Source organism: Cupriavidus sp. MP-37, assembly GCF_020618415.1.
Taxonomy (GTDB): domain Bacteria; phylum Pseudomonadota; class Gammaproteobacteria; order Burkholderiales; family Burkholderiaceae; genus Cupriavidus.
On sequence record NZ_CP085344.1, the window covers coordinates 1956550 to 1981919 of the forward strand.

22 protein-coding genes are annotated in these 25370 nt (G+C 69.1%); 15 read left to right on the forward strand and 7 right to left on the reverse strand.

From position 1 onward, the window contains the following. Positions 1 to 8: 8 nt before the first annotated feature. Entirely contained in the window at positions 9 to 557 is a 549-nt protein-coding gene (locus LIN44_RS09180; protein WP_227311895.1) for a phage tail protein, read from the reverse strand. Positions 558 to 992: 435 nt separating this feature from the next. On the opposite strand from LIN44_RS09180, the gene LIN44_RS09185 reads away from it, so the two are divergent. Beyond that, positions 993 to 5123: a putative Ig domain-containing protein gene (locus tag LIN44_RS09185; protein WP_227311896.1), complete on the forward strand. Its 4131-nt coding sequence runs from the start codon at positions 993 to 995 to the stop codon at positions 5121 to 5123. 73 nt (positions 5124 to 5196) lie between these two features. On the opposite strand, the gene LIN44_RS09190 is transcribed toward LIN44_RS09185, so the two are convergent. After that, entirely contained in the window at positions 5197 to 5670 is a 474-nt protein-coding gene (locus LIN44_RS09190) for a hypothetical protein (protein WP_227311897.1), read from the reverse strand. 248 nt (positions 5671 to 5918) lie between these two features. Between LIN44_RS09190 and LIN44_RS09195 the strand changes: the two genes are divergently transcribed. Then, positions 5919 to 7346, forward strand: a complete 1428-nt coding sequence (locus tag LIN44_RS09195; protein WP_227311898.1) for a homospermidine synthase — start codon at positions 5919 to 5921, stop codon at positions 7344 to 7346. A gap of 32 nt (positions 7347 to 7378) precedes the next feature. After that, complete coding sequence (locus LIN44_RS09200) at positions 7379 to 8689, forward strand: FAD-binding oxidoreductase (protein ID WP_227311899.1); 1311 nt, start codon at positions 7379 to 7381, stop codon at positions 8687 to 8689. Positions 8690 to 8701: 12 nt separating this feature from the next. On the opposite strand, the gene LIN44_RS09205 is transcribed toward LIN44_RS09200, so the two are convergent. Next, positions 8702 to 9142 (reverse strand): DUF2231 domain-containing protein, encoded by a 441-nt coding sequence (locus LIN44_RS09205; protein ID WP_227311900.1) that lies wholly within the window; start codon positions 9140 to 9142, stop codon positions 8702 to 8704. 105 nt (positions 9143 to 9247) lie between these two features. Continuing rightward, positions 9248 to 10777: an FAD-dependent oxidoreductase gene (locus LIN44_RS09210; RefSeq protein WP_227311901.1), complete on the reverse strand. Its 1530-nt coding sequence runs from the start codon at positions 10775 to 10777 to the stop codon at positions 9248 to 9250. A gap of 181 nt (positions 10778 to 10958) precedes the next feature. Here LIN44_RS09210 and LIN44_RS09215 point away from each other — a divergent pair, with 181 nt between their 5' ends. Beyond that, complete coding sequence (locus tag LIN44_RS09215; protein WP_227311902.1) at positions 10959 to 11573, forward strand: DUF2239 family protein; 615 nt, start codon at positions 10959 to 10961, stop codon at positions 11571 to 11573. A 9-nt stretch (positions 11574 to 11582) separates the two neighbouring features. Here the strand turns inward: LIN44_RS09215 and LIN44_RS09220 are convergent, their stop codons facing one another. Continuing rightward, positions 11583 to 11984, reverse strand: coding sequence for a hypothetical protein (locus LIN44_RS09220; RefSeq protein ID WP_227311903.1), 402 nt, complete (start codon positions 11982 to 11984; stop codon positions 11583 to 11585). A gap of 180 nt (positions 11985 to 12164) precedes the next feature. Between LIN44_RS09220 and LIN44_RS09225 the strand changes: the two genes are divergently transcribed. From LIN44_RS09225 to LIN44_RS09250, 6 genes are all read left to right on the forward strand, one after another. After that, positions 12165 to 12671: a DUF1993 family protein gene (locus tag LIN44_RS09225; RefSeq protein ID WP_227311904.1), complete on the forward strand. Its 507-nt coding sequence runs from the start codon at positions 12165 to 12167 to the stop codon at positions 12669 to 12671. Positions 12672 to 13042: 371 nt separating this feature from the next. Beyond that, a complete protein-coding gene (gene queE / locus LIN44_RS09230; RefSeq protein WP_092308461.1) occupies positions 13043 to 13678 on the forward strand; it encodes a 7-carboxy-7-deazaguanine synthase in 636 nt (211 codons plus the stop codon). 145 nt (positions 13679 to 13823) lie between these two features. Further along, positions 13824 to 14300, forward strand: coding sequence for a 6-carboxytetrahydropterin synthase (locus LIN44_RS09235; RefSeq protein ID WP_012352882.1), 477 nt, complete (start codon positions 13824 to 13826; stop codon positions 14298 to 14300). 10 nt (positions 14301 to 14310) lie between these two features. After that, on the forward strand, positions 14311 to 14910 hold the full coding sequence (tadA, locus tag LIN44_RS09240; protein ID WP_227311905.1) for a tRNA adenosine(34) deaminase TadA: 600 nt from the start codon (positions 14311 to 14313) through the stop codon (positions 14908 to 14910). Then, positions 14907 to 15863, forward strand: coding sequence for a muramoyltetrapeptide carboxypeptidase (gene ldcA, locus LIN44_RS09245; RefSeq protein ID WP_227311906.1), 957 nt, complete (start codon positions 14907 to 14909; stop codon positions 15861 to 15863). The genes tadA and ldcA overlap by 4 nt, the downstream gene beginning before the upstream one ends. A 200-nt stretch (positions 15864 to 16063) precedes the next feature. Next, positions 16064 to 17686 (forward strand): ABC-F family ATPase, encoded by a 1623-nt coding sequence (locus tag LIN44_RS09250; RefSeq protein ID WP_227311907.1) that lies wholly within the window; start codon positions 16064 to 16066, stop codon positions 17684 to 17686. Positions 17687 to 17751: 65 nt separating this feature from the next. Here LIN44_RS09250 and LIN44_RS09255 read toward each other — a convergent pair whose 3' ends face one another. Beyond that, positions 17752 to 18354 (reverse strand): hypothetical protein, encoded by a 603-nt coding sequence (locus LIN44_RS09255; protein ID WP_227311908.1) that lies wholly within the window; start codon positions 18352 to 18354, stop codon positions 17752 to 17754. Between the two features lie 221 nt (positions 18355 to 18575). Here LIN44_RS09255 and LIN44_RS09260 point away from each other — a divergent pair, with 221 nt between their 5' ends. The 4 genes from LIN44_RS09260 to LIN44_RS09275 all read left to right on the forward strand — a co-directional run bounded on the left by LIN44_RS09260 (position 18576) and on the right by LIN44_RS09275 (position 24154). Further along, a complete protein-coding gene (locus LIN44_RS09260; protein ID WP_227311909.1) occupies positions 18576 to 20009 on the forward strand; it encodes an aldehyde dehydrogenase family protein in 1434 nt (477 codons plus the stop codon). 130 nt (positions 20010 to 20139) lie between these two features. After that, positions 20140 to 22599, forward strand: a complete 2460-nt coding sequence (locus LIN44_RS09265; protein WP_227311910.1) for a penicillin acylase family protein — start codon at positions 20140 to 20142, stop codon at positions 22597 to 22599. 131 nt (positions 22600 to 22730) lie between these two features. Beyond that, entirely contained in the window at positions 22731 to 23438 is a 708-nt protein-coding gene (locus tag LIN44_RS09270; protein WP_227311911.1) for a glutamine amidotransferase, read from the forward strand. Further along, entirely contained in the window at positions 23435 to 24154 is a 720-nt protein-coding gene (locus tag LIN44_RS09275) for an MOSC domain-containing protein (RefSeq protein WP_227311912.1), read from the forward strand. The genes LIN44_RS09270 and LIN44_RS09275 overlap by 4 nt, the downstream gene beginning before the upstream one ends. Positions 24155 to 24171: 17 nt before the next feature. Here the strand turns inward: LIN44_RS09275 and LIN44_RS09280 are convergent, their stop codons facing one another. Then, positions 24172 to 24423: a DUF1289 domain-containing protein gene (locus tag LIN44_RS09280; protein ID WP_227311913.1), complete on the reverse strand. Its 252-nt coding sequence runs from the start codon at positions 24421 to 24423 to the stop codon at positions 24172 to 24174. A 211-nt stretch (positions 24424 to 24634) separates the two neighbouring features. Between LIN44_RS09280 and LIN44_RS09285 the strand changes: the two genes are divergently transcribed. Continuing rightward, entirely contained in the window at positions 24635 to 25120 is a 486-nt protein-coding gene (locus LIN44_RS09285; protein ID WP_227311914.1) for a PaaI family thioesterase, read from the forward strand. Positions 25121 to 25370 lie beyond the last annotated feature (250 nt).

Sequence of the window (25370 nt, forward strand, 5' to 3'; positions counted from 1 at the left end):
ATGCCTCCTCAACCCCGGCTCGGGTAGCTGCCGACCAGCGAGATGATGTAGTTCAGCACCAGCGACGGCTGCATGTTGTCGTGCGGCTGCCCGCCGCCCGTGCTGCCGCAGGCTTCGTCCAGCCATGGCGTGAGCGAGTCAGGCGTGCCGTACAGCAGCTCGCCGGGGCCGGAGATCGACGGATCGCCGGGGTTGTACAGGTTGCTGGCCGCCAGCACGCGGTCTTGCGCGACGCCGACGTTCAGCGCCGTCGCCGGGCTGGAGGAGACGTTGAACGGATGGGTGTGGGCGGGCACCTGCGCGGTGGTCAGCGTGACCGCCTCGACGCCGGCCATCTGGCCCTGCTCGATGCCGTCGGGATCGCGGTGCAGCGGCGTGCGGCCGCGCAGGTCGGGCAAGGCGAAATCGGTGATGCCGTTGCCGCCGTATTGCGTGCCCAGCAGGCTGAACAGCGCCTGGTTCTGCGCGATGGACAACAAGGCGCCGTTGCACAACGCCCATCCTGTTGGCGCAAACGCGAACGCGCACAGCCGGACTTCTCCCAGATACTGGTCCACGATCTGCCTCCCCGGTTGAACAACACCCCAAAGACGCGGCGCCTGCGTGCCGTGTCGCGACGATAGAGATTTAATTGAATTTGATATCTGGTATCAAATTTGATCAATTACGCATTGATCGATTTGACGTATTTTCTGCACCGGGCCATTCCGCAGCCCATCCTCACGCGATTCACAGACAGACCGAAGTGTTGGCGATGCCAGCGGAAAGTCAACAAAAATAACAACGCTCGTCCCGAGCCGCGCCCGGCCAGTCATCGGCGCGCCGCGCTCGCCGACGGCAATGGCAGCCCGCCGCGAGCCGCGGGTGTCGGGAGATATCGGGTGTCTACACAAGGCAGGGGTTGCGCCGGCGCGGAGCGTGCCGGGCAGACGGTGGGGGCCGTCACACGAGTCCATCGGTGGCGGCAGCGCTGGCGCGGCCGGCTCGGGCCGGTGCTGTTGGCACTGTGGCTGGGTTTGCTGCTGGGGACTCCGGCGCCGGCACTTGCGGTCTCGTGCACGCTGAGCATTGCCGCCACGTCCAACCAGCAGACGGTCTATGGCTTCACCTCGGCGGACTACGCTGCCTGCGATCCGAACCAGTTCAGCATCGCCTACGACGCCGGCGGCAACGGCAACTTCGGCGCATCGACCAATCCCACCCCCACGTCCCAGGGTGGCACGCTGTACATCTACAACGGCAACCTGCCGAACGGCCAGAACGAGAACGGCTTTGTCTACACGCCGCGAGCCAATTTCATCGGCACCGACAGCGCGACGTTCTTCACCAGCGACGATGGCTCGTCATGGGCGCCCAACGGCACGGTGCAATTCAACGTCTCCGCCGGCCCGCCGACGGTGACCGCCATCTCGCCTTCATCTGGCCCGGCCAGCGGCGGCACCGCCGTGACCGTCACGGGCACCGGTTTCGTCGGCGTGACCGCGGTCAGGTTTGGCGCTTCGGCCGCATCATTCGTCGTCAACAGCGCGAGCTCGCTGACAGCCACCGCGCCTGCCGCCGCGGCAGGCACCGTCGACGTGACCGTGACCACCGCGGCCGGCACCAGCGCCACCAGCGCTGCGGACCGGTTTACCTATGTCGCCGGCCCGCCGGTGGCCAACAGCGTCAGTGCCACGGTAGCGTACGGCAGCGCCGGCAACCCCATCACGCTGAATATCACCGGCGGGGCGGCGAGCAGCGTCGGCGTGGGATCGGCGCCTGCCCACGGCACCGCCGTTGCCAGCGGTACGTCGATCACCTATACGCCCACCTCGTCCTACGCGGGACCGGACAGCTTCACCTATACGGCCACCAACGCGTCCGGCACCTCGGCCCCCGCCACTGTGACGATTACCGTGGCGAGCCCCAACCTCGTCTACGCGCCGTCATCGCCACCGCCGGGCTTCGTGGGCGGCGCCTACAGCCAGTCGCTGGCGGTGGCCAGCGGCGGCACCGGGCCTTACACCTACACGCTGGCATCGGGCGCATTGCCGCCAGGCATGACGCTGTCGAGCGCGGGTTTGCTGGCGGGGACGCCAATCGCCGGCGGCACCTTCAACTTCACGGTGCGCGCCACGGACAGCAGCACGGGAACCGGGCCATTCAGCGCTACCAGCGGCCCGCTGGCGCTGGTGCTGGGCGGCGCGGCGATGGCCCTGTCGCCGGCGCCCGGCGCGCTGAGCGCGGCGGCGGGAACGCCGTTCAGCCAGGCCTTCACGGCGAGCGGCGGCACCGGTCCCTATTCCTACTCGATCACGGTCAACGGCGGCATCATGCCGTCCGGGCTGACATTCAATAGCGCGACGGGCGTGCTGGCTGGTACGCCGGGCACGGCGGGGACCGTGTCGTTCATCATCCAGGCAAACGACAGCAGCACGGGAACGGGGCCGTACAGCGTGGCCGGCGCCTATACGCTGACCATCGCCGCGCCGACGGTAGCGCTGGCGCCCGCGACGCTGGCCAATCCCGCACTCGGTATCGCGTACAGCCAGAGCGTGACGGCGAGCGGCGGCACCGCGCCCTACACGTACAGCCTGGTCGCGGGCGCCTTGCCGCCCGGCCTGACGCTGAACAGCTCCACCGGCGCCATTGCGGGCACGACGGCGGCCGGCGGCAACTACAACTTCACGGTCCTGGCGACCGACAGCCTCGGCTTTACGGGCAGCCGCGCGTACAGCGTCACCATCGGTGCGCCGACCATCGTCGTCAATCCGGCCACGCTGCCGCAGGCGACCGTCGCCACGGCCTACAGCCAGGCACTCACGGCCGCCAGCGGCACGGCGCCATACACCTTTGCGGTCACGGCGGGCGCCTTGCCCGCCGGCATGTCGCTGTCGGCAGGCGGCGTGCTGTCAGGCACGCCGAGCGGCGGCGGCACGCACAACTTCACCGTGAGCGCCACCGACAGCAGCACCGGCACCGGCCCCTATACCGGCAGCCGCGCCTACACGCTTGCCGTGGCTGCGCCGGCGCTGAGCCTGTCGCCCGCATCGCTGCAGGCGCCGGTGGCAGGGGTGGCCTACAGCCAGGCGTTGACGGCCGGCGGCGGCACCGCGCCATACAGCTTTTCAGTGGCTGCCGGATCGCTGCCCGCGGGGCTGTCGTTGAACCCGTCCACCGGTGTGCTGAGCGGTACGCCGTCGACGGCCGGCAGCCATACGTTCACGGTACGCGTGACCGACAGCAGCACCGGCACCGGCGCGCCATACAGCATCAGCCGCGTCTATACGCTGACGACGGGGCAGGGCATGCCTTCGGCGCCGCCGGTGGCGGTGACCACGTTGTCCAATGCGCCGGTGACGATCCATGCCGCCGCCAATGCCGCCAACGGACCCTTCTCCGGCGTCAGCATCGTCACCCCGCCGACCAGCGGCAGCGCCGTGGTGAACGGACTGGATATCGTCTATACGCCGGCGCCGACTGCCTCGGGGCCGGTCACGTTCACGTACGCGCTGGCCAACAGCGCGGGGACGTCGGCGCCGGTACCGGTGACCGTCACGGTCAATGCGGTGCCGGTCCCGGTGGCGCAGAAGCAGGTGTCGACGCTGGCGGGCCGGCCGGTCGATGTCGACGTGACCGAGGGCGCCAGCGGCGGGCCGTTTACCGGTGCGGCGGTGGTGTCGGTCGTGCCCGCCGATGCCGGCACCGCCACCGTCGCCAGCGCCGCGCCGAAGGCGCCGGCCGCAGACGGCAAGCAGCTCGCCGCGACCGCCTACACCGTGAACTTCGTTCCGGCGGCCGCTTTCGCCGGTACGGCGGTGGTGACCTATACGCTCAGCAATGCCGTGGCGACCTCGGCGCCGGCGGTGATCCACGTGGCCGTGGCGGCGCGCCGGGACCCGTCCACCGATCCCGACGTGGTCGGGCTGGTCAACGCCCAGATCCAGGCGGCCCGGCGCTTTGCGACCGCGCAGATCGCCAACTACAACCAGCGCCTGGAGGCGCTGCACGGCACGGGCAGGGCGCCGTCAGGAAACCAGATATCGGTGGTGATGCCGCGCGCCCAGGCCGATCCCGAACGCTGCCAGGCGGTGGCGGGCTTCGCCGCGCGCGACGCTTGCCTGCGCGGCACGGCTGCAGCAGGCCAGCGCGGGCGCCCAACCGACACCGCGGCCGGTTCCCGCGCCGCGCACGGGGCGGGCGATGCCGGCAATGGCACCGGCAATGGCACCGGCAATGGCGCCAGCAGCCCTCCGGACCTGCCCGGCGGCGCGGACCCTGGCGGGCAGGCTGCCGCGGCCGACGCAGATGATGCGCGCCTGGCGTTCTGGACCGCGGGCACCGTGGATTTCGGCTTCGCCAATGCGGGGACGCAGCGCTCGGGCTTCCGCTTCACCACGGGCGGGGTGACGGCCGGGGCCGACTATCGCTTCTCCGACCAGCTCACGCTCGGCATCGGCTTCGGCTATGGACGCGACAGCACCGACGTAGGTTCGGCCGGCACGCGCAGCACGGCGGACAGTTTCAGCGCCGCGCTGTACGGCAGCTACCGGCCGCAGCCGTCATGGTTTATCGACGGCGTTGCCGGCTACGGCTCGCTCAGTTTCGATTCGCGCCGCTGGGTGGGCGATGAAAACGCGTTCGCCTACGGCAAGCGCGACGGTCACCAGGTCTTTGCCTCGTTGTCGACCGGGTACGAGTATCGCGGGCAGGCCTGGCTGATATCGCCGTACGGACGGCTGTCAGTGTCCGACAGCACGCTCGACCCGTTCACCGAGACCGGCGCCGGGTTCAGCGCGCTGAGGTATTTCGGCCAGAGCGTGACCACGGTGTCCGGCACCCTGGGGCTGCGCACGGAGTACGCCACGGCGACGCGATGGGGCCTGTTCCTGCCGTTCGCCCGGCTCGAGTACCAGCACGATTTCAGCGGCCAGAGTGCGGCCGGGCTGGCGTACGCGGACCTTGCCGGCACCGGTCCCGCCTATACGGTGGTCAACGCGCCATACGGGCGCGACCGCCTGCAGCTGGGGCTGGGCGGCAAGCTGCGCACGCGCTCGCTGACGTTTGGCCTCGACTACAACGTGATGGTCGGCATGGGCGGCCTGCAGCAGGGCGTGCGGCTGACGTTTGCGGCGCCGTTCTAGCGCGGGGGCGCCGCCGCGCCCGTGCTGATTTCCGCGCCCGGTTCCGCTCTCAGTTCCGCCCTCGGTTCCGCGCTCAGCGGCCCATGCCGGTTCCGGGCGCGCCGCCCGATGGCCCGGTCGTGCCGGTACCGCCGGTGCCGGTGCTCGGCGCGTCGGCTGCGCCGCCACGCGTGGTTCCCGGGCCGGTGACCGACGGCGAGCCGGTCGAGCCGGATGGCGCCGTCACGCCGGACGCGCCGGCCGCGCGGCCGGCGCCGGCATCGGTGCCATGCCGCTTGCCGGCCGACGAGCGCGAGCTGCCCTGCTTGTCGCCGCTGGCGGCCTTGCCGCCGCCGTCGGTCATGCTGGTGCCGGTCCCGGGCGTGCCTGGGCTGCCCGGCGTCCCGGTCGTCCCCGACGGCCCCGTGCCGGCGCTGCCGCCGCCGGAGCTGCCGCCCGAGCCCCCACCCGCGCCACCCGCGCCGCCTGCGCCCTGCGCCAGTGCCGCACCGCTTGCCAGCGCCGTGCAGGCAAGCCAGGCCATCATCCATGTCCGTGCTTTCATCATGATCTCCTTGCGTTGGAAGCACCGCAGCCGCAAGGGGCGTTCCACCCCCACGCGAGTGCTGCCGCGCACACCGTTGCAAGGTTTGCCGGTGCCGGCCGGCAATAGTTACCGGAGGCCACATCGCCCAAGTTCGCGGCCTCGGGCCGCGGTATATCGCTGAACATGGCGCGCGCCTCGGCCACGGGCATACCGATTGCTTAAGAGAGATAGAAGTCATCTCCGCAGCGGCGGTATCTCTGGAGCCTGCGATGGACGCCCCGGCAACCACATTCAAGAAGTTCGGCGGATTGGGCGGCCGCATGCTGATCGTCGGTTTCGGCAGCATCGCGCGATCCGTGGTGTCCGTGCTGCTGCGCCATCTCGACATGACTCCCGGGCAGATCACCGTGGTCTGTCCCCCTGCCAACGATACTTCCGTGGCCCAGGAGTATGGGATCCATGTCGTGTTCAAGGCGCTGACCGAGGAAAACCACAAGCAGGTGTTGCAGGACCTCGTCGGCGAGGGGGACTTCCTGCTGAACCTGTCGGTCAACGTCTCCAGCGAGGCGCTGGTGCGCTATTGCTGGGAGCACGGCGTGCTGTACCTGGATACCTCGATCGAGCCGTGGGCGGGCGCGGCCACGGATCCCGCGGCGCCGCTGTCGCGCCGCAGCAACTATGCCCTGCGCGAAGGCGTGCTGGCCTTCCGCCTCGACAAGCGCGACGGGCCCACCGCGATCCTGACGCAGGGCGCCAACCCGGGGCTGGTGTCGGCTCTGGTCAAGCAGGCGCTGGTCAATATCGCGGCGGACAACGACGTCGACCATGAAGCGCCGGCAAGCTTCGAGGACTGGGCGGCACTGGCGCGGCAGCTGGATATCCGTGCCATCCACATCGCCGAGCAGGACACGCAGGTCGGCGACCGGCGTAAAGCCGCCAATGAGTTCATCAACACGTGGTCGGTCGATGCCTTTATCGAGGAGGGGATGCAGCCGGCCGAACTCGGCTGGGGCACGCACGAACGGCACTGGCCGGCGGATGCGCGCCGGCACGGGTTCGGCTCGGATGCCGCGGTGTACCTGACGCGTCCCGGATTCGGCACGCGCGTGCGCAGCTGGACGCCGCTGGGCGGTCCTTACCACGGCTTCCTGATCACGCACGGCGAGTCGATTTCTATTGCCGATCACCTGACCCTGCGCGACAGCGGCGAAGTCGTGTACCGGCCGACGGTGCACTATGCCTACCGCCCCTGCGACGACGCGCTGCTGTCGATCGACGAACTGATGGGCAATGGCGGCCGCAAGCAGGACCACCAGCGCATCCTGCGCGACGACATCGTCGCCGGCATGGACGAGCTCGGGGTATTGCTGATGGGCAATGCGCGCGGCGCTTACTGGTACGGCTCCCGGCTGACCACGGAACAGGCCCGGCAACTGGTGGAACACAACACCGCCACCAGCCTGCAGGTGGTCGCCGGCATCCTGGGCGGCGTGGTCTGGGCGCTGGAGCATCCGCGCGCGGGCGTGGTCGAGCCCGATGACCTGGATTACGAAGCCGTGCTGCGCGTCGCGCGGCCCTACCTGGGCGAACTGGTCGGCGTCTATGGCGACTGGACGCCGCTGGCGCAGCACTCGCCGCTGTATCCGGAGGCGGGCGATGAAGATCCCTGGCAGTTCGTCAACGTGCGCGTGCCGTAGACGCCGGCCTGGCGCAATCGGAGCCGAAGACGATGTCGGGACTGCTGCAAAAGGAACTGGGAGTCATCGAGGACTCCTACTACGAGGCCAGCGTCGCGCGGCCGGCGCCAAGCCCGCCGCTGCAGGGGCGCACTGAGGCGGAGGTGTGCGTGGTGGGCGGCGGCTATGCCGGGCTGTCGTGCGCGCTGGAGCTGGCCGCGCGCGGCTTTCATGTCGCGCTGCTCGAGGCGCAGCGGATCGGCTGGGGCGCGTCCGGGCGCAATGGCGGCCAGGCGATCGTCGGCTTCGGCGCGGAAGGCGAGGGCGCGATCGAGCGCCAGTGCCCGGCCGAGGTGGCGCAGGCGGCCTGGAACGCATCGGTCGACGGCATGCGCCTGCTGGAGCAGCGCATCGCTGCCTACGGCATCGCCTGCGACCACGTGCGCGGCTACATGACGCTGGCGCCGCGGGCACACAAGGTGGAGGGCCTGCGCCGCTGGGTGCGCCATATGCACGAGCGCTATGACTATCCGCTCGAATGGGTCGAGCGCGCGGAGCTTGGCCGCCATGTCGACAGCGACCGCTTCGTCGCCGGCGCGTATGACCCGCACTCCGGCCACCTGCATCCGCTGAAGTACTGCCTGGGGCTGGGCGAGGCGGCGCGCCGGCACGGTGTCGAGGTGTTCGAGAACTCGGCCGCCTATCGCGTCCAGCGCGACCGGGCGCCGGTGGTGAAGACCGCGGAGGGCGAAGTGCGATGCCGCCAGGTGGTGCTGGCGGGCAACGTTTACCTGGGCGAGTTCGGCGACCATCTCGCGCCGGAAATCGCGGCGCGCATCATGCCGGTGGGGACCTACATGATCGCCACCGAGCCGATGGACGCGCAGCGCGCCAGCGCACTGATGCCGAGCCGGGTCGCGGTATCCGACAACAACCTGATCGTCGACTATTTCCGTCTCAGTGCCGACAACCGCTTGCTGTTCGGGGCGGGCGAAACCTTCAGCGCGCGCCCGCCGGGAAACCTGGTGCAGCGCATCCGCGCGCGGATGCTGCAGGTCTTTCCGCAGACCGCCGATCTGAATATCGATTACTCCTGGGGCGGCTTCGTCGATATCACCATGAACCGGGCGCCCGACCTGGGCCGCATCGGCACCAACCTCTACTATGCGCAGGGGTTCTCCGGACACGGGCTGTCGTTTGCCGGCATGGCCGGCAAACTGATTGCCGAGGCGATGAGCGGCGACGCCTCGCGCTTCGACGTCTTTACCCGCATCCGGCATCACCGCTTCCCCGGCGGCGCGCTGTTCAGGACCCCGGCGCTGGTGCTGGGGATGTGGTACTACAAGCTGCGCGACCTGCTGTAAGCGCCAGCCTCGTTACCGCGACGGTGCCGGCGGCGTCTGCACGCCCACGCCATGGACGTGCACCATCTTCCCGCCCAGCCAACCGGACACCACCAGCAGGCCGATGGCGATCGCCGACAGCACGATCGCGCCGGCACCTGCGCCGCGCATGCGCCACCAGGCATTGACGACATAGAGCGCGACTACCGTCAGGTTGATGCCCATGTGCAGCAGCGCAATGCGGCGGATGCCACTGGGCAGCGAGAGCAGGTCGATCAATCCGGGCAGCGCCGCGAGCAAGGCGCCAATGATGCCGCCGACCATGGCGTACAGGGCCACCACCGGCCAGTTGGGACTGGTGCCGCCGAAATAGCGGATCAGGTCGCAGGCGAAGGAAAAGATCCACAAGCCGATGGGGATGGTGATCAGCATCGGATGGATCGGATGCTTGGCAATGCTGGCGGGTGTGAGCATGGCGACTCCTTTGACGTTCAGGGCGCGCAAGGGCGCTTGCGTTCGCCGCGCCATCGCAATGCCATCGCAATGCCATCGCAACAGCGGCGCGGCGTGCCTCCCCGTTCAATGCTGGCGCTGGTCGTCCGGTGTCACGCTGACCGGCTCCAGTCCGCTTTTCGCCGGGCCATGCAGCACCGAGCCGTCGACGCCGAAGCGCGAGCCATGGCACGGGCAATCGAAGGATTGCTCCAGGCTGTTCCACTGGACCAGGCATTTCAGGTGCGGGCAGGTCGCGTCGAAGGTGTGCAGGCCGCCATCCGCATCGCGGAAGGCCGCCACGTGGCGGCCGCCGGCCTTGGTCACATGCCCTTCGCCCGGGGCGATGGCGTCGAGCGCCACGCCCTCGTCCTGGCCGAGCCAGTCGGCGTACCGGGCCACCACATTGGCGTTCTCGCGCGCGTACTCGACCACGGCCGTCACCGACTTGCGCGACGGATCGTAAAGCTCGGCCCAGTCGTTGGTGCGGTCGGTGATCTGGTCGCGGATCAGCATGCCGGCGATCGCGCCGTGGGTCATGCCATTGCCGGAATCACCGGTCACGACATAGACATTGGCGTCTCCCGGGTTGCGGCCGATAAAGGCGACCCCGTCGACCGGCTCCATCACCTGGCCCGACCACGCGAACACGGGTTCGTCGACCACCGGGAAGCGCTGGCGGGTCCAGTCGACCAGCCTGGCGAAGCGCTGCCCGGCATCGTCGGCCTGGCCGACCTTGTGGTCTTCGCCGCCGCTGATCAGCAGCTGGTGGCCGGCATCGAGATCGCCGGCAATGCGCACGTAATGGTAGGGATCGAGCGTGTCCCAGAACTGGCACAGCGGCATGCTGCCGCGCGGCACTTTCATGCCGACCACAAAGGTCCGGTACGCGGCCTGCTTGGTATGGATGGCAAAGCGGTCGATAAACGGCGTATTGGTGGCGACGACGACGTGGCCAGCCTGGATGCGCGCGCCGCTGGCCGTGCGCACGGTAGCGGGGTGGCCGTCGCTGACTTCCATGGCGCGGGTCTTGCCGTAGACCTTGCCGCCACGGCGCTGGATCGCCTCGACCAGGCCGCCCAGGTACTTCAGCGGGTGCAGCTGCCCCTGCCGCGGGAATCGCAGCGCCGAGCGCAGCGCCACCTTGCCGGTGGGCACGTCGCTGGCCCGCTCGACTTCGTCGAGCCCGGCCCGGTGCGCCGCGTCCAGTTCCCGCGACAAAAGATCATCGCCATCGGACGATTCGGCAAAGAGGAAACCGTCCACGCGCCGGAAATCGCAGTCGATGGATTCGGCCGCGCAGATCGACTCCATTCGCGACACCGCCGCTGCGTGGCTCTGGGCGATCTGCCGCGCCGCCCGATGCCCGAGGTGGCGTTCGATGTAGAAAAAATAATCGTCGAAGGCCGTCATCAGGTGCGCCGTGGTCCTGCCGGTTTCACCGGCGCCAGGCCCGTCCGCGTCGATCACGACTACGGCCAGTCCGGCCGCGGCCAGTTCATAGGCAACCGACAGCCCGGCGATGCCCGCGCCGATGACGCAGGCGTCGCACACCGCGTCGCCGTCCAGGGGCGGGCTGGAAAGGGTGGTCCCGGCTGCCCAGTATGAAAGCGTCATGCCGCCGACCTCCGCTTGTTTTGTGCCTATGTCTCAGTGATAGGCCAGTGACGCCGGCGCAGGTATCGGGCGCGGTCCTACAGTGAAGTGGCTGGACCTTAATTTACCCGGGCAATATTGACTTATTATTTTATCCGGGTAATATTTGGCGATGTTCCTGTTTGTCTTCCGACGATCTGCCATGCCAGCGCCTCACCACTTCACCACCTTCGACGGCCATCGCCGTATTGCCTCGGGTCCGCTGCCGGACAACGCGCTGGCGCTCAGGCGCGCGCTGGACCGTGGCGCCGCCGGGCCCGTGCTGGTGTTCGACGACCGCACCGGCCGCGCGATCGACCTGGATACCAGCGGCTCGGAGGCAGAGATCCTGGAGCGGTCGGCGCTGCGCGCGGCGCAGCTGGCCGCGCCGCAGCCGGTGGCAGGCGAGGGTGGCGAGGCCCCCGCCGCGGCCGAACCGCGCGGCCGCGGCCGGCCAAAGCTGGGTGTGGTGTCGCGCGAGGTGACGCTGCTGCCGCGCCACTGGGAATGGCTGGCCGCGCAGCCCGGCGGCGCCTCGGTGGCGCTGCGCAAGCTGGTCGAGCAGGCGCGCCGCGATCATGCCGGCAAGGAGCGCAGCCGCGCGGCCAGCGAGCGCGCCTATCACTTCATGGTGGCGATTGCCGGCGACCTGGCCGGTTTCGAGGAGGCGAGCCGGGCGCTGTTCGCCAACGACCTGGCCGCTTTCGCCAGCCGGATCGCGGCATGGCCGGCGGATGTGCGCGAACACGCGCTGCGGCTGGCGCACAGCGACGCCTGAACGGCACGCTCAGGTTCCGCCCAGCAGGTCGTGCGCATCGACGATCGCGTAGGCGATCTCAGGATGCGCCTCCATGCTGCGGCGGATCGCGGACGGGATCGACTGGCGGATCTTGCGGCACAGGCCGGGCTGCTCCTGCACCTGGATATTGATGCCGCGCACGGTGCGCACGCCGCGCGCGCTCGGCGTGATGCTCAGCACGATGCCAAGCTGGGCCTGCATCAGGCCCTCCATGCGCTGCAGCTCGGCCAGGCTGGTCAGGTTTTCGAGCCGTTCGACCAGCCGTTTTTCTTCGGCGCGGGTCAGGCGCAGCACCCGCAGGTCGGCATCGGGGTCGCTCAGCAGCGCTTCGCGCCCGCAGATGCAGGCACCGGGCGGGCATTCCGTGCGGAGCGGGAACGGCGCATTCATGGCGGGCGCAGGGCGGCAGGATCGCGGGGGACGGTGGCCGGATATGTTAAATCAGGTTGCCGGCCAGTGGCGCATGATCCGGCAGCGATGGCCGATCCGGTCTATGCTCGCGGCTGCGGTCCGGGCGCGCATGTCCGGGCCAGCCAACTAGAAACCCGCCCCCGGCACAGGAGACCCGCCATGGCACTTTCGATGTACGACGTTTCGATCCCCCCGTTTATCCGCGCGCTGGGCAACCTCGATGCGATCCTCGCCAAGGGCGCGGCGCACGCGCAGGCGCAGGGGATGGACCCGGCCGACCTGATCCAGACCCGCCTGATTGCCGATATGGACCCGCTGCCGGCGCAGGTGCAGCGCGCCAGCGATGCCGCCAAGGGCTGCGCGGCGCGGCTGGCCGGGATCGAGGTGCCGTCGTTTGCCGACACCGAAACGACCTTCGCCGAACTGCAGGACCGCATCGGCCGCACCATCGTGTTCCTGGAGCAGGTCACGCCGGCGCAGCTCGAAGGCAGCGAACAGCGCGTGATCGAACTGAAGCTGCGCCAGGGTCCGCTGCGCTTCGACGGCAAGTCCTACCTGCTTGGCTTTGCCTTGCCCAATTTCTATTTCCACGTGACCACCGCCTACGACATCCTGCGCCACAAGGGCGTGCAAATCGGCAAGCGCGATTATCTGGGCCTGAAGTAGGATCCGGCGCGCGTTGTACGTCACCTGTGCCGGGTGGGCTTGAGTCCACACGGCATCGGCCGCGCCGCGCCGGGCCGGCGGCCGCCAAGCGGAAATCCTGGGGCCTCTGGTATACTTGCGGCACGTCCGGCCCCATGCCGGACGCAGCCTGCGACAGGCCAGGACAGCCCCTACCGGCAGCCCCCACGCTGCCAGCACAGCCGCCCCGATCGATACGTTTCGGTCCACATCGAGGGCGCGACCACGCGCCAATGTGACCACGCGGCGCGAGGTCCGGCTCCGGCCCTGCCCATCCTTTACTGAACCCCGGCCAGCAAGGCGCTGCCGAACCGCTGCGAACCGCTGTTTACGGTCCGAGAGAGACCCCACGCATGACTTACGCCGTCAAGGAAATCTTCTATACGCTGCAGGGCGAAGGCGCCAACGCCGGCCGCGCCGCGGTGTTCTGCCGCTTTGCCGGCTGCAACCTGTGGAGCGGCCGCGAGCAGGACCGCGCCAGCGCGGTGTGCCAGTTCTGCGATACGGATTTCGTTGGCACCGATGGCACGCGCGGCGGCAAGTACCGCTCGGCCGAGGAACTGGCGGCGGTGGTCGCGTCGGAGTGGCCGCAAGGCGCCGGCGGCAAGCCGCTGGTGGTCTGCACCGGCGGCGAGCCGCTGCTGCAGCTCGATGCACCGCTGATCGACGCGCTGCATGCGCAGGGCTTCGAGATCGCGATCGAGACCAACGGCACCATTGCCGTGCCGCCCGGCATCGACTGGGTCTGCGTCAGCCCCAAGATGGGTTCGGAACTGGTGGTCACGCGCGGCGATGAGCTGAAGGTGGTGATCCCGCAGGAAGGGCAGGACTTCGCCGCATACGAGAAGCTTGATTTCCGCCATTTCCTGGTGCAGGCCATGGATGGGCCGCTGGCGCGGGAAAATACCGCCGCCGCGGTGGCCTTCTGCCAGCGCCACCCGCGCTGGCGGCTGTCGCTGCAGACCCACAAGCTGCTGGGCATCCGCTGAGCGCTCGGGCCGGTGGTTCGCCGCGCGGGCGGCATCGGGGCGCACGGGGCCATCACCACCCACGCAATTCAGTCCACAATAGAGGCTTCGGACGCACGCGCGGCGTCCGCTTCAACGCAGGCGGCCGGCACCGGCGCCGCTACACATGAGCAAACAAGTTTCCATCACCCGCCGGCTGGAGTTCGACTCCGGCCACCGCATCCCCAACCACTGCGGACAGTGCCGCAATATCCACGGCCACCGCTACCGGCTCGACCTGACGCTGTCGGGCGAGGTGCTGCATCGCGAGGGCGCGTCGGATGACGGCATGATCCTGGATTTCGGCGACATCAAGGCGCTTGCCAACGAGCACCTGGTCAGCAAGTGGGACCATGCCTTCCTGATCTACCGCGGCGACACCGCGCTGCTGAACTTCCTGCAATCGATGGAAGGGCACAAGACCGTGGTGCTCGACGCGATCCCGACGGTCGAAAACCTGGCCCAGGTGGCCTTCGACATCCTGGCGCCGGTGTTCAAGGACTGCTTCGGCCACCACCTGCAGCTGACCAGGCTGGTGCTGTTCGAAACGCCCAACTGCTGGGCCGAGGTCAGCGCGCCGGCGGTGTTGCCCGCGCAGGACTGAGCGGGCGACGATGAGCCAGCCGCCCTTGCCGCCATCGCCGCCCTTGCCATTGCGCGCGCCGCGCGCGCTGCCGGACGATCCGGCGCAGGCCGCCGAGCGCGACGCGCGCTACATGCGCGCCGCGCTCGAAGAGGCCCGCCTGGCCGAAGCCGCGGGCGAGGTGCCGGTCGGTGCCGTGGTGGTCTGGAACGACACCATCATCGCGCGTGGCCACAACCTGCCGATCCGCTCGGTCGATCCGTCGGCGCACGCCGAAATGCAGGCGCTGCGCGCCGCCGCCCGGGTCATCGGCAACTACCGCATGCCCGAGTGCGAGCTGTACGTGACGCTGGAGCCGTGCGCCATGTGCAGCGGCGCGATCCTGCACGCGCGGCTGCGCCATGTGGTGTTCGGCGCGAGCGATCCCAAGACCGGTGCCGCCGGCAGCGTGCTCAACCTGTTCGAGCAGGCGCAGCTCAACCACCAGACCACCATCGCCGGCGGGGTGCTGGCCGACCACTGCGGCCAGCTGCTGAAGGATTTCTTCGGCGCCCGGCGCCGCGCGCAGAAGGCCGCGCGCCAGCCGGCGCCGGCCGCCGACCCTGACCAGAACCACGATACCGAAGCATGAGCACGCCTAACCCCAGGCCGCATACCGAAGTCCGACTGATCGCCTCGTCCGGGTACCCGCACGATGTCGCCATCGCCGCGCGCGGCTGTGCCTGGCTCAAGCACCATGGCTACCACATGACCAATCCGGACGTGCTGGCGCGGCGCTATCTGCGCTTCGGCGGCACCGACGCGGAGCGGCTGGCCGACCTGCACGCGATCGGCACCGGCGTGCCGCATGAATTGACGCTGGCGGTGCGCGGCGGCTACGGCATCGCCCGGCTGCTGGCGCAGGTCGACTTTGCCCGCATCGCCGAACAGGCGCGTGCCAGCGGCACGCCCATCGTCGGCCACAGCGACTTCACCGCCTTCCAGCTGGCCTACCTGGCGGCCACCGGCGGCGTCACCTTTGCCGGGCCGATGCTGCTGGCCGACTTCGGCGCCGAAGCCGTCGACCCCTATATGTGGGAGCACTTCGAAGGCATCCTGCGCAACCCTGCCTACCGCGTCGACATCGCCGCGCCGCAGTCCGGCGGCCAGCCGTTCTCCGGCAGCGTCGAGGGCACGCTGTGGGGCGGCAACCTGGCGATGCTGTGCAGCCTGCTGGGCACGCCGTTCATGCCGCGGGTGCAGGGCGGCGTGCTGTTTCTGGAAGACATCAACGAGCCGCCGTACCGGGTCGAGCGCATGCTGGTCCAGCTGCAGCAGGCCGGCGTGCTGGGGGCGCAGCGGGCCATCGTGCTGGGCGATTTCTCCAACTACCGCGTTACCGACTACGACAACGGCTACGACATGGATGCGGTGGTGGCCTATCTGCGCGAGCAGCTGCCGGTGCCGGTGCTGACCGGCCTGCCGTTCGGGCATTGCGCGCGCAAGCTGACGCTGCCGGTCGGGGCGCAGGTGCGGCTGTCGGCACGTGCCGACGGCTTCGCCATGGCGTTTTCGGGCTATCCGGTGCTGCCGCCGCTGGCCTGAGCCGCGCGCCGCCGCCGCGCGCGCCGGTCGCAAGGAATGCGTCCGGATGATAGAATGCGCGGTTATTTCGTGATTTCCTGCCGGGTTCCCGCATGAACCTGGCGTGGCCCGTGCCGCACCATGGCGCCGGGCCGGCCATGGCCGCCGGAATCCTTCCGGCCCGCGCCGCGGCGCCACCATCTCCAGACAAGGTTCAAGACGTGCTTTCTACCGCAAACATCACCATGCAGTTCGGCCCCAAGCCGTTGTTCGAGAATATCTCGGTCAAGTTCGGCGAGGGCAACCGCTACGGCCTGATCGGCGCGAACGGCTGCGGCAAGTCCACCTTCATGAAGATCCTCGGCGGCGACCTCGAGCCGTCGTCGGGCAACGTCATGCTGGAGCCGGGCATCCGCCTGGGCAAGCTGCGCCAGGACCAGTTCGCCTATGAAGACATGCGCGTGCTCGACGTGGTGATGATGGGCCACACCGAGATGTGGGCCGCCGCGCAGGAGCGCGACGCCATCTACGCCAACCCGGAAGCGACCGACGAAGACTACATGAAGGCCGCCGAGCTCGAGGCCAAGTACGCCGAATACGACGGCTACACCGCCGAGGCGCGCGCCGGCGAACTGCTGCTCGGCGTGGGCATCCCCACCGCACAGCACCAGGGCCCGATGAGCGACGTGGCGCCGGGCTGGAAGCTGCGCGTGCTGCTGGCGCAGGCGCTGTTCTCGAACCCGGACGTGCTGCTGCTGGACGAGCCCACCAACAACCTGGACATCAACACCATCCGCTGGCTGGAGACCGTGCTCAACGAGCGCAACTCCACCATGATCATCATCTCCCACGATCGCCACTTTCTGAACTCGGTCTGCACCCACATGGCCGACATGGACTACGGCACGCTCAAGGTCTACCCGGGCAACTACGACGAGTACATGGAAGCGTCGATGCAGGCCCGCGAGCGCCAGATGGCCGCCAACGCGCGCGCCAAGGAGCGCATCAGCGAGCTGCAGGACTTCGTGCGCCGCTTCTCGGCCAACAAGTCCAAGGCCCGCCAGGCCACCTCGCGCGCCAAGCAGATCGAGAAGATCAAGGTCGAGGACATCAAGCCGTCGTCGCGCCAGAACCCGTTCATCCGCTTCGAGTTCGAGAAGAAGCTGCACAACCTGGCGGTCGAGGTCGAAGGCATCACCAAGAGCTACGACCGCAAGATCATCGACAACCTGTCGATGGCGATCCAGGCCGGCGAGCGCGTCGCCATCATCGGCGAGAACGGCGCGGGCAAGACCACGCTGCTGCGCAGCCTGCTGAACGGCGCGGTGCAGACCGGCGTGCAGCGCGGCGTCGAGGTCGACCGCGGCACGGTCAAGTGGGCCGAGAACGCCAACGTCGGCTACATGCCGCAGGACACCTACGAGGAATTCCCGGAAGACCGCGACGTGATGGACTGGATGAGCCAGTGGACGCAGGCCGGCGATGACGAAACCTCGCTGCGCGGCACGCTGGGCCGCCTGCTGTTCTCGGCCGATGACATCAAGAAGAACGTCAAGGTGCTGTCCGGCGGCGAGAAGGGCCGCATGATCTGGGGCAAGCTGATGCTGGGCCGCCACAACGTGCTGGCGCTGGACGAGCCGACCAACCACATGGACATGGAGTCGATCGAATCGATGCAGATCGCGCTGGACAAGTTCCAGGGCACGCTGATCTTCGTCTCGCACGACCGCGAGTTCGTCAGCGGCCTGGCCACGCGCATTATCGAAGTGCGCACCGACGGCACGCTGACCGACTACCTGGGTACGTATGACGAGTACCTGCAGTCGCAGGGCATCGACGGCTGAGCGCCGCGCCTGCGCCGCATGCTGAAGGCCGCCTCCGGGCGGCCTTTTTGCTGTCCGGCCTGGCGTCAGGCGGTGCTGCCGCCGCTGACCTGGTCCAGTTGCGCAATGATGGCGCGCGCCGTGATGTCTCCGCGGGCCTTGAGCAGCGCCGCGTGCAGCGGTTCGCGCAGCGCCATCAGCGCGGGCAGGTCCGCAGCCTTTTCCACCTTCACCTGCAGCATGTAGCCGCGCAGCCCGAGATGCTGGCCGATCACGTCGGTGTAGAACTGGTAAAGGCGCTGGTACGCCTGGATCTCGGCGGGCGAGTGGGCGGCGGCCGAACTGGCTTGTGGCGGCGCCGGTACCTCGGCCACGGGCGCATGGCGCATCGCATACACCGAGAACAGGTTGGCATCGGGCTCCGGTGGCGCGGCACGCAGCGGTTCTTGCGGCGCGGCGGCGGGCGGCGGTACCGGTTCGGCGACGGCTTCGACTAGTCCCTGCGCCAGCAGCGTTGCCATCGCCTCGGCGCCAATCCCCATGCCCGCCACCTGCGCCAGCAACGCCTGTTCGCGGCGCTCGCCGTTGACCATCAGCAGCAGCGCGCGCAGCTTGTGGTCCAGCTTGCGCGCGCGGCTGCGGATTTCGTCCTGTCCCGCCTCCGTCTTGCGGTAGATCGGATCGACCATGCCTCGCCCCCTTGATCTTGTTATGTGCGGCCGCCGCGGCGAGGATCGCATCCGCTTGCCACGGCCGATTATCGCCATATTCTTGTGCCGTGCCGCAGGCGCAGCCGGCGGCATATCCCGAGGCACCAAAACATGGGCCCGAATCCGCTCTACAATGTGCCTGCACCATAAAAGTAACAAAAAATTGCAATCGCCAATTCACCAAACCGAGAACTGTGGCCATGCAACAACGAGACAAACTCTTTATTAACGGCAAGTGGGTCGCGCCCCACGGCAACGGCACGATCGATGTCATTCATTCCGCCACCGAAGCGGTGATGGGGACCATTCCGGAAGGCTCGGCCCGCGACGCGGAGGACGCGATCCAGGCGGCGCGCGCGGCCTTCGACGGCTGGTCGGCCACGCCGCCGGCAGTGCGCGCCGGCTATATCGCCCGGATCGCCGAAGGGCTGAAGGCACGCAGCGAAGAACTGGCCCAGCTGATCGCCGGCGAAGTCGGCATGCCGATCAAGCTGGCGCGTGCGATCCAGGTGGGTGGCCCGGTCTACAACTGGGGCCAGGCCGCCAGGCTGCTGGAAGGGTTCAGCTTCGAGGAAGAAGTCGGCAATTCGCTGGTGGTGCGCGAGCCGGTGGGCGTGGTCGGCGCGATCACGCCGTGGAACTACCCGCTCAACCAGATCACGCTGAAGGTGGCGCCGGCGCTGGCGGCGGGCTGCACCGTGGTGCTCAAGCCGTCCGAGGTGGCGCCGCTCAATGCCTTCGTGCTGGCCGAGGTGATCGAGGCCGCGGGGCTGCCGCCCGGCGTGTTCAACCTGGTGACCGGCTATGGCCCGGTGGTGGGCGAGGTGCTGGCGAGCCATCCGGAAGTCGACATGGTGTCGTTCACCGGCTCGACCCGCGCCGGCAAGCGCGTGTCCGAGCTGGCCGCGCAGACCGTCAAGCGCGTGGCACTGGAACTGGGCGGCAAGTCGGCCTCGGTGATCCTGGACGATGCCGACCTGCCGGCGGCGGTGAAGGGCACCATCAATGCCTGCTTCCTCAACTCGGGCCAGACCTGCTCGGCGCACACCCGCATGCTGGTGCCGCGCGCCCGTTATGACGAAGTCAAGGCGATCGCGCAGAAGGTGGTCGCGGGCTTTACCGTGGGCGATCCGCTGCAGGAAACCAGCAAGCTGGGCCCGCTGATCTCGGCCGTGCAGAAGGACCGCGTGACCGGCTATATCCGCCGCGGCCTGGAAGAGGGCGCCGAGCTGGTGGCCGGCGGCCCCGAGACCCCGGAAGGGCTGGAGCAGGGCTTCTACGTCAAGCCGACCGTGCTCGGCAACGTCGAGCCGCGCGCGACGGTGGCGCAGGAAGAGATCTTCGGCCCGGTGCTGTCGATCATCTGCTATGACACCGAGGAAGACGCGGTGCGCATTGCCAACGACAGCGTCTACGGCCTGGGCGGCGGCGTGTGGTCCGGCGACGAGGCGCGCGCGATCCGCGTGGCGCGCCGCATCCGCACCGGGCAGGTCGATATCAACGGCGGACCGTTCAACATGCAGGCGCCGTTCGGCGGCTACAAGCAGTCCGGCAACGGGCGAGAAGCCGGCAAGTACGGCCTGGAAGAATTCCTCGAGTACAAGTCGCTGCAGCTGAAGAAGCCCGCCGCGTAACGGGACCGCAACCAGGACCTGCACGCGGAAATGCCCGGCTGGTCCGGGCATTTTGTCGTGCCGACATTGCGTGCGACATTGCGTAGATAATGCGCGGAAACGACATGACCACGACAAAGGGGGAGCAACGATGCGCGGGTTCGGTCGGCTGACCAGGTGGCTGGCAGTGCTGCTGGGGCTGGCAGTGGCCGGCGCCGCCGGCGCGCTGCTCTGGTATCGCCACGCGGCACAGCCGCCGGTGTCGGGCAACGCGGTGCTGGCGGGCTTGCGCGAACCGGTCACGGTCGTGCGCGACAGCCACGGCGTGCCGCATATCCGCGCCGCCAGCAAGGCCGATGCCTGGTTCGCGCTGGGCTACGTGCACGCGCAGGACCGGCTGTGGCAGATGCAGATGAACAAGCGCATCGTCGCGGGCCGGCTCGCCGAGATCCTGGGGCCGTCCGCCGTCGATAACGACAAGTTCCTGCGCACGCTGGGCGTGCGGCGCAACGCCGAGGCCATCCTCGCGCAGGCCTCGCCCGAGGCGCGCGCGGCGCTGCAGGCCTATGCCGACGGCGTCAATGCCTGGATCGACCAGCGCAAAGGGCCGCTGCCGCCGGAGTTCCTGCTGCTGCGCACCCGGCCGGAGCGCTGGGAACCGGCCGACACGCTGGGCTGGCAGACCATGATGGCATGGGACCTGGGCGGCAACTGGGTCCAGGAGACGCTGCGCATGCGGCTGGCACAGGTGCTGCCGGTGGCGCGCATCAGCGAACTGCTGGCGCCGTATCCGGGCGAGCAGCCGGTACGCACCATGGATTACGGTCATCTCTACCGGCAGCTGGCGCCGCTGGCGAGCGCGATGGCGAGCGTCGGCGACAAGGCGCCGACGGGCTATGTCGAGGGCATGGGCTCGAACAACTGGGTGGTGTCGGGGGCGCACACGCAATCGGGCAAGCCGATGCTGGCCAACGATCCGCACCTGGGCCTGCAGGCCCCGGCGCTGTGGTACTTCGCGCGCCTGAGCGCGCCCGGGCTCGAGGTGGCCGGCGCCACGCTGCCCGGCATGCCGCTGGTGGTGCTGGGCCACAACGACCGCATCGCGTGGGGGCTGACCAATACCGCGCCGGACGTGCAGGACCTTTATATCGAGCGCGTGCGCCCGGGCAACGATACCCAGTACCAGACGCCGCAGGGGTGGGCCAGGTTCGAGACCCGCACCGAAACCATCCGCGTCAAGGGCGCCGCCGACGTGACGCTGAACATCCGCACCACGCGCCACGGGCCGGTGATTTCCGATGTGGCCGAGTCGCTTGCCAGCGCCGCGGCGCCGCTGGGCGCGCAATACGTGGTGGCATTCCAGTGGACCGCATTGCGCCCGGATGACCGCACCTTCCTGGCAGGGCTGCGGCTGAACCAGGCGCGCGACTGGAGCAGCTTCACCGCCGCGCTGCGCGACTTTCATTCGCCGCAGCAGAACATCGTCTATGCCGACGTCGACGGCAATATCGGCTTCTACGCCCCGGGCCGCGTGCCGCTGCGCCGCGCCGACAACGACCTCAAGGGGCTGGCCCCGGCTCCCGGCTGGGATGCACGCTACGACTGGACCGGCTTTATCCCGTTCGAGGCGCTGCCGCACCAGTACAACCCCGCCGAAGGCATGATCGTGACGGCCAACCAGCGCATCGTCGCGCCCGACTACCCGTACTTCATCACCAGCGAGTGGACGGTGCCGTATCGCTACGACCGCATCCGCGCGCTGCTGGCGGCGACGCCCAAGCATACGTTCGACAGCTTCGCCGCGATCCAGAAGGACGTGGTCTCGCTGGCGGTGCGCGACGCCTTGCCGCTGCTGCTGGCCGCGCCGGTCAGCCGCGATGCCGCGCGCCCGGCGCGCGAACGCGCCGTGCTGGAGGCCTTGCGCCGGTGGGACGGCACCATGGATCCCACGCGCGCCGAGCCGCTGGTGGTCACCGCCTGGCTGCGCGAGCTGTCGCGCCGGCTGTTCGAGGAGAAAACCGGCGAGGCAATCTTCGTGCGCCTGTGGGACCAGCGCAACGTGCAGCAGCCCATGCTCAACATCCTGCGCGATCCGCGCAAGCTGGGCGCGTTCTGGTGCGACCGTCCCCATACCGGCCCGGCCGAAAGCTGCGACGATGCCGTGGCCGATGCCTGGACCCAGGCCATGGCCGACTTGTCGCGCCGCTATGGCGACGACCCCGTGCGCTGGCGCTGGGGCGAGGCCCATGCTGCGCGGCTGGAGCACCGGCCGTTCGGCAAGGTCGGCTACCTGGCGCCGCTGTTCAACCTGCGCGTGCCGACCGGCGGCGACACCTACACCGTCAACGTCGGCCGGCACAACCTGCGCGACGACAAGGCGCCGTTCGAAAACACCCATGCGGCCAGCGTGCGCGCGCTCTATGACTTGTCCGACCTGGCGGCGTCGCGCTTCATGGATTCGACCGGGCAGTCCGGCAATGCGCTGCTGCCGCGCTACCGCGACTGGATCACCAAATGGGCTGCGGTAGAGTACATCACCCTGCCGCCGGCGGTGGCTGCCGCGGCGCCGGACGGCGCCAATGCCCTGGTGCTGGCGCCTGCGACAAAATAGCGCGGGCCGCGGCATGCCTGGCCGGGAGGGTTCTCAAACTGGCGGGATCATGCCTGGGTCCTCCGCCGGGAGTTGGCGACAGACGCTAACATGAGGGCCTTTCTCTCCCTCATCCCCGGCAGGAGCCTTTGATGACAACCCGTACCACCCATGTGATCCAGCACGTCGCCTTCGAGCACGCGGGCGTGATCGGCAACGCCCTGCGCGCGCGCGGGCACACGCTGCGGGTGTTCCAGGCCGGCGTCGACGACCTGGCACCGATCGCCAGCGAGCCGGCCGACCTGCTGCTGGTGCTCGGCGGTCCCATCGGGGTCTACGAAACCGAGGCCTATCCGTGGCTGGACGCGGAAATCGCGCTGATCCGCCAGCGCCTGGCGGCCGGCGGCAAGATCATTGGCGTGTGCCTGGGCGCGCAGCTGATCGCGCGCGCCGCGGGTGCCAGGGTCTACCCCGGCGCCCGCGAGATCGGCTGGGCGCCCATCACGCCGACGCCGGCCGGACAGGATTCGGCGCTGGCCGAGCTGGCCGGAGCTCACTGGGAAGTCCTGCACTGGCACGGCGACACCTTCGACCTGCCGGCCGGGGCGCAATTGCTGGCTTCGACCGCGGCGGTACAAAACCAGGCCTATGCCATCGACAACCAGGTGCTGGCGCTGCAGTTCCACCCCGAAGTCATGCCGGGCGATATCGAGGCCTGGCTGATCGGCCATACTGTCGAACTGGCCAGGGCCGGCATCGATCCGCGCACCATCCGCGCCCGTACCGCGCAAGTCGGCGCCACCGTCGCCGCGGCGGGGGAACGCATGTTCGCGCGCTGGCTGGAGCAGGCCGGACTATGAGCCAGCCCGTCGCTATCCTGCGCGTGCCGCTTGCTGCGGTGCTGACCGGATCCGTGCGCCCGTTCGGCCCCAAGGGCGTACCCAGCGGCATTGCCAAGACCGCAACGCGCGCGCGGATCCGCGTGACCGCGACCGGCCTGGCCGGCGACGGGCAGGGCGATCCGCGGCACCACGGCGGCCCGGAAAAAGCAGTGCACCACTATGCGTTCGATCATTACCCGGCGTGGCGCGCGGCACTGGAAGAGCAGGGTGTCTCTGGCGACGGCGTGCTCGACACGCCGGGCGCGTTCGGCGAGAACCTGAGCACCACGGGGCTGACCGAAGCGGACGTCTGCATCGGCGACCGCTTCCGGCTGGGCACGGCGCTGGTGGAGGTGTCGCAGGCGCGCCAGCCTTGCTGGAAGCTCAACCACCGCTTCGGCTATGCCGGCATGTCGCGCGCCGTGCAGCAGAGCCTGCGCACGGGCTGGTATTACCGCGTGCTGGAAGCCGGCGAGGTCGCGGCGGGCGATGTGCTGGAACTGGTGGCGCGGCCGTGCCCCGGATGGTCGCTGCACCGTCTGCTGCAGGTGCTGTATGTCGACCGGCTCGACTATGCCGCGCTGGAGGAAATGGCCGCGCTGGCGCCGCTGGCCGAGAGCTGGCGCAAGCTGGCACGCCAGCGCCTGGAACGGCGCGAAGTCGAGGCGATGGAGCGGCGCCTGTCGGGCGAGTAGCGGGGGGACGGGGCGTATCAGCCCTGGCGGAAACGCTTGCCGGTGCCTTCGCGCGTGATGCGCTCCCAGACCTGCTGCTTTTCCTCGTCGCTGAAGAACACCCAGTTGCTGACCTCGGCCGCGGTGCGGCCGCAGCCCTGGCACACCTCGTCGAACAAGGTCGAGCAGATGCCGATGCAGGGGCTGTCCGGGCGCTCGCTCAGCGTGGCGTCCGTGGTGCCCGGGTCCGGTTCGGTATGGACGGCGTGGGATTCGGGCAGCTGCGGCATCGTCGGGGCAAAAATGGCGAAGGGCGGTGAAGCGGGAGCCCATTATAAGGCCTCGGACGGTGCGCTACCCGAAACCGCCATGCCCGCCGCAGGGCAGGAACGCATTGGCCAAGCAGCTTCCCGGCCACGCCCCGATTACCTGCGACATCATTGAGGCAGCGTTCGCCGGCTTCTATGCTCATGGCATTCACAGCGAGACCAGGGAGCCACCATGCTGCAAGCCATTCTCCGCCAGCCCGAGACCGACGGCACTGCCGCGGTCGACCCGCGCATGCGCGCCATGATCGACAACGTGCTGATGGCGTCGCCGGTGGCGCGGGCGCTCGGCGTGCGGCTCGACCAGCTGGCGCCCGATCATGTCGAGCTGTCCATGCCGTACCTGCCCACCAACGTGACCCATGGCAGCACCGTGCACGGCGGTGTGATCGCCACGCTGATCGATATCGCCGGCGCCGCCGCGGCCGCCTCCGGCGCCAGTGCCGACGCGGTGAAGGGCGGCGCCACCAGTTCGTTGTCGGTGCAGTACCTGGCTGCCGCGCAGGGTGTGGCGCTGCGCGCCGTTGCCGAGGTGGTGCGGCGCGGCCGGCGCCAGGTGGTGACCGAGGTGGCGGTGTATGCCGACTCGGCCGAGGCAAGCCAGGGCCAGGAGCCCGGCACGCTGGTCGCCAAGGCGCTGATGAGCAGCGCGATGTTCTGAGGCCCGGTGCCGGGTTTCCGTTCCCTGTAACGCAATTAACCGCCTGGCTTCGCCACACACCACGAGGCGCGAAGCGCGCTGCAGCTTGCAGTCGGGGCGCGAGAAGGTTTTACAGGCGGGGGCGCCGTGGCCGGGGTGCTTTTTGCAGAGCCTGTGTGCCTGGCGCACGCAGGGTGCATCGCTGCGCCGCGCCGGACCGTTCGGCACAGACATTGCGTGTCAGGCAGGCCACACCCGCCCGGACTCTGCG